General features: G+C 46.4%; 1 pseudogene. It reads left to right on the top strand.

Going from position 1 to position 1,690, the window contains the following annotated elements:
- Positions 1-79 precede the first annotated feature (79 nt).
- Positions 80-1,641 (top strand): annotated as a pseudogene (locus RZN25_18320) (IS3 family transposase).
- Positions 1,642-1,690 lie beyond the last annotated feature (49 nt).

Here is a 1,690-nt window from a genome sequence, read left to right as displayed (position 1 = left end):
CCCCCTGTGTTAGCATGGTTGTCATAAGGTTCCATAGACCGTATAGTGAGTGTAAGAAGACACAGAAAGGAAACTTACTATGGCTAAATATAGCAAAGCATTTAAACACTCGATCATTACGAGAATGATGCCTCCGGAAAGTGAATTGGTTAGTTCGATCGCACGTGAAACGGGGCTCTCCGAAGGAACGTTGTATAACTGGAAAAAGAAAGCAAAAGCGAAAGGTATTCCCTTGCCTGATGGGGAGCAGAAGTCAGAGCAATGGAGCACGCAGGATAAGTTTTCCATCGTGATGGAGACGTTCCCGATGAGTGAGATAGAATTGGCTACCTATTGCCGCAAGAAAGGACTTTACGTAGAACAAGTGGAAGCTTGGCGTGATGCCTGTATGCAGGCGAATGGCGGGGTTGCCGAACAAGCCAACCAGTTTCAGAAAAGTGTTCGTGAAAAGGATCGTGAACTAAAGGCGTTGAACCAGGAACTTCGACGAAAGGAAGCTGCGCTTGCCGAAACAGCCGCCTTATTAGTTTTAAGAAAAAAGGCCAATGCGATTTGGGGGGACAACGAGGACGAATGATCAGTGCCTCAGATCGCGGTCAAGCAATAGAGCTGATTAAAGAAGCTGTTACGAATGGTGCACGAGAAGAAAAGGCATGTGAAGAGCTAGGAATCAGCAGACGGACGGTACAACGGTGGAGAAGCAACCGAACACCGGCAGATGATCAGCGTCCCTATGCGGAGCGTCCTGTACCAAAAAACAAACTAACTGCCGAAGAAAGAGAAGCCATTGTGCAAACGGTCAATCAACCGAACTATAAAAGTTTACCGCCTAGTCAAATCGTGCCACGACTAGCCGATGAGGGCGTTTATATAGCATCTGAATCGACCGTATATCGTGTGCTGAAAGAGAACGATATGCAGCACCACCGCGGAAGAAGTAAGAAGCCGAACGCGAAGCCTATAGCAACGCATCGTGCAACCGGGCCCAACCAAGTCTGGATGTGGGATATTACCTGGCTTCCTGGCCCAGCAAAAGGAATCTATTTCTACCTGTATCTTATCTTAGATTTATATAGCAGAAAGATCATCGCATGGGATATTTGGTTGGAAGAATCGGCAGAAAATGCTAGTTTACTAGTTAGACGAGGAATGGCATCAGAAAAGATTATAGCGCATCTTCAACCGCTCGTGCTGCACTCCGATAACGGAAGTCCGATGAAAGGCGCTTCGATACTAGAAACGCTGTACCAGTTAGGGATCACGCCATCTAGAAGCAGACCTAGAGTGAGCAATGATAATCCCTATGCCGAATCGATTTTTCGGACGTGTAAGTATCGCCCAGACTATCCAGCAAAAGGGTTCTTCGAACTGACAGAGGCGAGAGAATGGGTATTATCATTTGTGCATTGGTACAACAAGGAACACCGACACAGTGGGCTTAATTTCCTAACGCCGAATCAAAGGCATGATGGATCCGCAAACGAGATCCTTGCGCAAAGAAAGCGCTTATACGAGCAAGCAAAAGCACTGCATCCAGAGAGATGGTCAAGGGAAACAAGGAATTGGACTCTTGAAGAGGAAGTTTGGCTTAATCCAGAACGATCAGAAAAGGAATCCGAGGGAAATAAACAGACTTCTTAACGCTGTACAAAATTGGGATTAAAAACGACAACTAACTTGACAAACACCG

Source organism: Bacillaceae bacterium S4-13-56, from assembly GCA_040191315.1.
In the GTDB taxonomy this organism is placed as follows: Bacteria; Bacillota; Bacilli; order Bacillales; family JAWJLM01; genus JAWJLM01.
This window is presented reverse-complemented; position numbering and strand designations above follow the sequence as displayed.